The following is a 6,044-nucleotide window of genomic DNA, read 5'->3' as shown; positions in this document are numbered from 1 at the left end:
AACAGGAAAACGGAAGTACTTTGGATTTTCTTTGGGATACATACAGCCAATGCGGTATGTATGATAGAAAAGGTCGAAAAGAAAAAAAGAAAGGCAGCATAATCTAACTAAAATAACAGGAAAAACAGGAGAGGTTTTAACTTCCCCTAAAAAAGACATGTACATAATGCATGGGTGGGAAGGAAAAAATAAGAATATGTAAACAATATTCTACAAAAAAGATAGAAGACTGGGAGAGTTGAACGAAAAAATCAAGAGAAAAGCTCACGTAAAGCAAAGCTTTTCTCTTGATTTTTTAGAAAGAGGAACATTTACTGAATATCCCTAACTATTTAGCTTATCTGTGGATGTTAGTACTCCTCCTCGTTGAAGAAGAAATCCTCCTTACTAGGATAATCCGGCCAAATATCTTCGATACTCTCATAGATTTCGCCCTCATCTTCCATCTCTTGGAGGTTCTCAATAACTTCAAGAGGAGCACCCGAACGCATGGCATAATCAATCAATTCATCCTTGGTTGCCGGCCAGGGAGCATCTTCAAGTTTTGATGCTAGTTCCAATGTCCAATACATAATCTTGAGTATTTAAAATGAATACTAAATTTGTCTCTTTTTCTATTTTTCGGCAAAAGTATAATAAAATCTATCATTTCCAACTATTATCCCAAAATATTTCATTATTTTGTTCATCAAAATTAATTTTTCGGGATAATACAAACAAATAATCTGATAATCTGTTGACAAAAGCTAATACTTCGGGAGAAATTGTACAAGTTTCGGACAAAGCCAGAATGCGTCTTTCAGCTCTCCGGCAAATCGTACGGCAAACATGGCAAACGGCTGCTCCACGACTTCCGCCGGGAATGATGAAAGCACAAAGTTCGGGTAATTGCTCGTCCAGCTTATCAATCTCCCGCTCAATACTTTCCACATGTTCGGGGGTAATGATACTGGCGGGTTTCAGTTGTGTTTTCTCCTGGTCGGTGGCCAGGTGTGAACCGATGGCGAATAACTTATGTTGAATACTCAAGATAAAATCCCGGTCGGACTCCTCCTGCAGATAAGTGTGCAGCCATCCCAGGTGAGAATTTAGTTCATCCACCGTTCCGTAAGCTTCCAGGCGGATATGAGTCTTTGGAACGCGACTTCCGCCGACAAGACTGGTAGTTCCTTTGTCTCCGGTCTTTGTATATACAAGGCTCTTTTTCATAACTTTCTTTTTTACTATTATAGATGGTAAACGTACAAAGGTTCTTAGAAGTTGATGATATACTGCTGTTTTATCTTCGTTTTATCAAAAAATAGCAAACCGACATCATACAGGTCGAAAGTTATTCCGACCCTTTCGTCAGCCTGCCACTTTTTCCAAAGCGCTTTCATCTCTTTGGAATAGCAGATACCATGGACTACAAATACACTTTTAAGGGTAGTACGGTGTACGCAAACCCGAAATACTTCTTCCAATAAGTCCGGATTTTGGTAATCGTTCAGATACAGAAAATCGACTGAAGTATCCGCATCCAAAAACAGTTCCGACAAATCGGAAGCAAAGAGATAAGAAGCCGATGGTTTAGCAGACTGTAAGTACAGGGCTGTCGAGGAAGGACGCCCAACCTCAATAATCGTATTAGGCTGTACTCTATTTACCAACCGGAACAAAAAACGGTTTACCTTTTGAGAACCTTTGGTCCACCCACGCTCTCTTACCATCTTTTTTTGTTCTTCTTTCAAGGAAGAATAAGCATAGTAAGGCATCTTCTCATAAATTACATCAGTAATGAGACTGAAAGCAAATGGGGAATGGACACCATATCCGCAACGATGACGGAAGCGGGAAAGCCAGATAAAAGGTCTTTTTATACAGAGTAGAAGATTCATAAAACAATCATTCGTATTTTTATTCTCCCGACAAAGATATATTTTTTTATTGAAAAAGGGTTGGTTCTTTACAGGAACCAACCCTTATTCATTTATTCCAAGTTACTACTGCAGTCTGAATAACACAGGCACAGTATATTTCACTCGAACTTTCTTACCATTTTGCACTCCGGGAGTCCATTTCGGCATAGAACTTATCACGCGGATAGCTTCTTTATCCAAATAAGGATCAACCCCTCGTACCACTTCAGGATTAGAAATCGTTCCGTCTCTATCTACTACAAACTGAACAATGACTTTTCCCTGTGAGCCAGTTTCTTGCGAAATCGTCGGATATTTGATATTGCTACCTAAATATTTCATTAAAGCAGCTGTACCTCCAGGAAACTCCGGCATGACTTCAACACTTACGTGAATAATGTCTTCAACTACCGTTTCTGTTTCTACCACTGGTGGTATCCAAATAACGTCATGAACTGCATTCATATCCTCTGACACTGTAGAAACGTTATCCGTCACCTCCATATTGTTTTCCACTATTTCGAACAATTCTGTTACCTTAGTTTCGGGAGGAGGAGGCGGTTCCAGTTTCTCTTCAGGGAATGTGATCGGAACTAGCTCTGTTACAAAGATGGATTCATCATCTGGTGATAGTGCTGCAACTCTGACATCATGTTGTGTCCATTCGAACGAAACGAACATGAAGGCTAGCGCAACAACCAAACCCATCAACAACCAAGAACCCCGTTGATTCTCAATTGCAGCCTTTTTTGATTTCTTGGCTTCCATAAAAAATGTGTTTAAGTAATTAATAATAGAAAATATATAGTATATATACTACTTTTCGTTTTTCCTCTTAAGCATTACTTAAAGTGCTCTCTCGCTGCAATAAATATAGTCTTTTTATGGATAGGTTGTTACGACGCCCCTTGTTTATTTTATTCTTTTCTCTTCTTTTCGATAAAATTTATGAATTAATCCTCATATCAGGCGACCTGCCCATTCCTGTCAACAATAATCCTTGAATATATGTCTTTCAAAGCACACAAGAATAAATCTTTGCTAATCACCCAATCTTTCATCTTTCACCACTTATCACATTCAAAGGAACAGCTATTTCTTTCCTGAACTATTAATAGATAAGTTCTGTTTCATTAAATATAAACTTCCTTTTCACTAATAGATAACTTATTCTTCACCTGATTCAAACTATAAATGCAAGTTCTGTTTTTATAAATGGAACTTGCGTTTACAAAAACAGAACTTTCATTTATATAATCAAAGCTTTCATTTATAGATTACAAACAGCCAAAAGGAACTTCTCTATTAGACGAAAGAAACTTTGCATAGGAAAGAAAGGAAGTTTTCTATTAATAGCCAATGCAAGAGATAGTACATAAGAAGATTCCAATAAAGAGAAGATTATATATTTGGAGAAACAATCAACGGTATACAGTTAACCAGATATAACGGCATATTTCAGCAATAAGCGGGATGCCGAACTGTCGCTAAATAGGTTCGCACTCATCAATATGGATGAATTTGACCAGAACCGAGTGAGCCAACAGGCATTTCTGAAACATATTCTTCAAAAACCGGTTGTCAACGTCCGGCGTCCGCATAGCACCGCTACTCAAGAGATGCGCCGATACAGAGGATAAATTTGCAATAAAATGAGATACGGTGAAAGATGGCAGATCAGTGACAGATCATTTTACATCTATCACCAACGTACAACTACCATAGACAGGAAGTTTCAGCAGAAGGTGAAAGATTGAAAGATAAAAGCATGAAAAAAAGCTTTAGTGGAGGGAGTATAGATATAAGACGAAACATCGTCTAACTAATTTTCGTTCTACTTAAATTGAAAAATAGACTCATTTAAATGGAGCCTGCGTTCAACTTTAGTAGAACGAAAATAGTCATGTAGATTAAATAAATTATTTATGAAAGAACCGAAAATAAGTATAGCGTCATAACAGATTATCTTTTACGATTCTCCGTTTGACAGGTTTAGATTAAACGAATAGTACTTATTTTGCTTTTTTCTTTTTCTTCGCGTTATCCTTCTTACGCATATCCTGGTATTTCTTATATTGTTCATCGGTCAGAATGCTTTTTATTTTAGCATCTATTTCCTGCCTTTTCTTTTGCATTTCTTCCCGCGTAGGCCTTTCATTCGATTTATTTTTCGCAGGTCTCATTTCTTTCATTGCAGCTTTGAAATCTTTGGCCTGCTTTTCATTCAAGCCCAGATCGGCAACAATCTGTTCCATACGTTTCTCTCTATCAGCCTTTCCATTCTGACGATTTTGAGCCATACATACAGTTGAGCCAATCAATAACGCAACTGCCAAACTTAAAATTTGCTTTCTCATCATTTTAATTCTCATATTAAATAAGTTATGTATGTTAGACCTCACAAATGGGTGAAAGTTAATTCGATAATGAGGCTAAAACTGTTTTTTCACATTATTTATCAAAGGGCAGCTAGTATCACATCGAAAAACGAATAAACGTTTTCTTATCCGGTAAAAAAACAGCAGCATCCAGTTTATCGGTTTAGAAATATTATTTCTATATTTGCAGGAAACAGATCAAAAGCTTGACATACCCTTATGCAAACCTATTACAAAACCGATTAATAATTAAAACGATGAGAACACTTTTCTTTATTCTGCCATTTATCTTTATCACTACAGGATGTATTAAACAGAATACAGAAAAAAGTGATATTTTGACAACAGAGGATATAGCCAAATTTGACAGTTTATTTAATGCCTGGGAAAAAGAAATACACAACAATCCCAAAGTACAATTAAGTTCAAGTACCCGTGCTTACACCATTTTACCCCAATTCAAAGAGCTAAAAGCTATGGGTAAGAAAATTATCCCATGTATCATAGAACAGTTTGAAAAGGACAATAACACTTTTTTTGCTTTACCTCTTTATGACGAATTACAAGATAATGACAGCCTAAAATCTCACAGAGAAACAAGCGAACAAGATAAAGTGAGCGAGATTGTACAGAAATTCAGAGAACAGGAAAAAAGAAAGATGTGGGAAGAAGCTAATAGCTACAAGACGTCTATAACCGACACTACTTTCCTGAAGACAAGAGGGACGATGTCGTATGCTGCAATAGATTTATTCACGGGACGAGGTTTCAATAAAGATTACGCATTTAATCAGGTTGTCTATTTGAAAGCCTTACAAAGAGCCCAGAAACATCTGTCTGTCGTAAATGGTCAGTTGGCATGCGACTTAAAGTCAGGTACAGAAATATATATTTCCGAAGATTTATACCTATTTATCACCGACCTTTTTAAGGATTGGAATACGTGGCTGGAATCGGGAAAATATGAGATAATAAAAGACGAACAAGGGCTTTATACAGTGTTACCTAAGAAAACCAACCAGTCATCGCAAACGAACTCCGTCACATTGCGACCTATTCCCCGTGACATTCCGACTGGAGAGGACATAAGTCCCGCTTCGCTTTCTATAGAAACAGAACACGATCATTATCCGCTATCAACTACAGAAGTAAAAATAACCATCACCAACCACTCTCACTATGAATATGAGTGCGGAGAAAAATACAGCCTTGCTTACTATAACAAAAGTAAACGGCAATGGGAAACATTGCCGACCGATCCTGTCGTTAATGATATACTGTGGATTTTCCCACCGGAGCACCCGAGTCACCAACAAACAATTAAACTCTATACATCAGAATCCCCCAACCATCCAGGGAAATACCGTATCTACAAATCATTCAACAGAGGCACCAAAGTGGCTTATGGAGAATTTGAATTACTACCTTAATGTGAATTTCCAACAACAAGCACACTCCGGATCAGTAACATTCGGATAACAGCTAATCATTTCAGTAACGATTCTTTCGTCGATGACGCGTGCAAATCCATCATACCCGAATTTCGGGGCTCAGTCTGAAAACTTGGGGGATTAATTTTTGTCAATTCCCTTCATGCATATACCTTTGCTAGCCTAAAAAGGAAGAAGCTAATATCCACTACTCCTCTAAATGATGCCCTAAATGCTTTGATTTTAGCATTAAATGCTTCCGCTGCTGCATTTGTACTCCTGTTCACAAAGAAGTTCAAAATCCTTTCATAATGGTTCTCAATAGAGTTTGCCACTGT

Annotated in this window: 8 protein-coding genes and 1 pseudogene; 2 read left to right on the top strand and 7 right to left on the bottom strand. The window is 37.5% G+C overall.

All coding sequences use genetic code 11. The features are described 5' to 3' along the window. Positions 1-350: 350 nt before the first annotated feature. The 4 genes from BSAG_RS08470 to BSAG_RS08485 all read right to left on the bottom strand — a co-directional run bounded on the left by BSAG_RS08470 (position 351) and on the right by BSAG_RS08485 (position 2,666). Positions 351-572, bottom strand: coding sequence for a DUF2795 domain-containing protein (locus BSAG_RS08470; protein ID WP_002558131.1), 222 nt, complete (start codon positions 570-572; stop codon positions 351-353). 73 nt (positions 573-645) lie between these two features. Then, positions 646-1,209: a cob(I)yrinic acid a,c-diamide adenosyltransferase gene (locus tag BSAG_RS08475; RefSeq protein ID WP_004313274.1), complete on the bottom strand. Its 564-nt coding sequence runs from the start codon at positions 1,207-1,209 to the stop codon at positions 646-648. 44 nt (positions 1,210-1,253) lie between these two features. Continuing rightward, the gene (locus BSAG_RS08480; RefSeq protein ID WP_032811550.1) at positions 1,254-1,877 is read right to left on the bottom strand and encodes a hypothetical protein; all 624 of its coding nucleotides are present in this window, start codon (positions 1,875-1,877) and stop codon (positions 1,254-1,256) included. 105 nt (positions 1,878-1,982) lie between these two features. Then, positions 1,983-2,666, bottom strand: coding sequence for an energy transducer TonB (locus tag BSAG_RS08485; protein ID WP_004313276.1), 684 nt, complete (start codon positions 2,664-2,666; stop codon positions 1,983-1,985). Positions 2,667-3,409: 743 nt separating this feature from the next. Between BSAG_RS08485 and BSAG_RS25960 the strand changes: the two genes are divergently transcribed. Next, positions 3,410-3,538 carry a hypothetical protein gene (locus tag BSAG_RS25960; protein WP_004313277.1) on the top strand — a complete coding sequence of 43 codons (129 nt, stop codon included), beginning with the start codon at positions 3,410-3,412 and terminating at the stop codon, positions 3,536-3,538. 372 nt (positions 3,539-3,910) lie between these two features. Here the strand turns inward: BSAG_RS25960 and BSAG_RS08490 are convergent, their stop codons facing one another. Continuing rightward, positions 3,911-4,255 carry a hypothetical protein gene (locus BSAG_RS08490; protein WP_008015740.1) on the bottom strand — a complete coding sequence of 115 codons (345 nt, stop codon included), beginning with the start codon at positions 4,253-4,255 and terminating at the stop codon, positions 3,911-3,913. Positions 4,256-4,533: 278 nt separating this feature from the next. Between BSAG_RS08490 and BSAG_RS08495 the strand changes: the two genes are divergently transcribed. Beyond that, positions 4,534-5,706, top strand: a complete 1,173-nt coding sequence (locus tag BSAG_RS08495; RefSeq protein WP_004313279.1) for an immunoglobulin-like domain-containing protein — start codon at positions 4,534-4,536, stop codon at positions 5,704-5,706. Here the strand turns inward: BSAG_RS08495 and BSAG_RS25700 are convergent. Together BSAG_RS25700 and BSAG_RS24430 are read right to left on the bottom strand one after the other, a co-directional pair. After that, positions 5,698-5,799 (bottom strand): annotated as a pseudogene (locus BSAG_RS25700) (DUF6125 family protein); the annotation flags it as partial. The gene BSAG_RS08495 and the pseudogene BSAG_RS25700 overlap by 9 nt on opposite strands. A 68-nt stretch (positions 5,800-5,867) precedes the next feature. After that, on the bottom strand, positions 5,868-6,044 hold a 177-nt coding region (locus tag BSAG_RS24430; RefSeq protein WP_008997615.1), incomplete at its 5' end, for a transposase.

This window comes from Bacteroides sp. D1, from assembly GCF_000157095.2.
Classification (GTDB): domain Bacteria; phylum Bacteroidota; class Bacteroidia; order Bacteroidales; family Bacteroidaceae; genus Bacteroides; species Bacteroides xylanisolvens.
The sequence above is the reverse complement of the archived record's forward strand: the minus strand, read 5'-3'. Positions and strand labels throughout refer to the sequence as shown.

What these genes read in the sequence shown, in the direction of transcription:
- BSAG_RS08470 (WP_002558131.1), bottom strand. Translation starts at nt 572, where the DNA reads ATGTATTGGACATTGGAACTAGCATCAAAACTTGAAGATGCTCCCTGG.
- BSAG_RS08475 (WP_004313274.1), bottom strand. Translation starts at nt 1,209, where the DNA reads ATGAAAAAGAGCCTTGTATATACAAAGACCGGAGACAAAGGAACTACC.
- BSAG_RS08480 (WP_032811550.1), bottom strand. Translation starts at nt 1,877, where the DNA reads ATGAATCTTCTACTCTGTATAAAAAGACCTTTTATCTGGCTTTCCCGC.
- BSAG_RS08485 (WP_004313276.1), bottom strand. Translation starts at nt 2,666, where the DNA reads ATGGAAGCCAAGAAATCAAAAAAGGCTGCAATTGAGAATCAACGGGGT.
- BSAG_RS25960 (WP_004313277.1), top strand. Translation starts at nt 3,410, where the DNA reads ATGGATGAATTTGACCAGAACCGAGTGAGCCAACAGGCATTTCTGAAA.
- BSAG_RS08490 (WP_008015740.1), bottom strand. Translation starts at nt 4,255, where the DNA reads ATGAGAAAGCAAATTTTAAGTTTGGCAGTTGCGTTATTGATTGGCTCA.
- BSAG_RS08495 (WP_004313279.1), top strand. Translation starts at nt 4,534, where the DNA reads ATGAGAACACTTTTCTTTATTCTGCCATTTATCTTTATCACTACAGGA.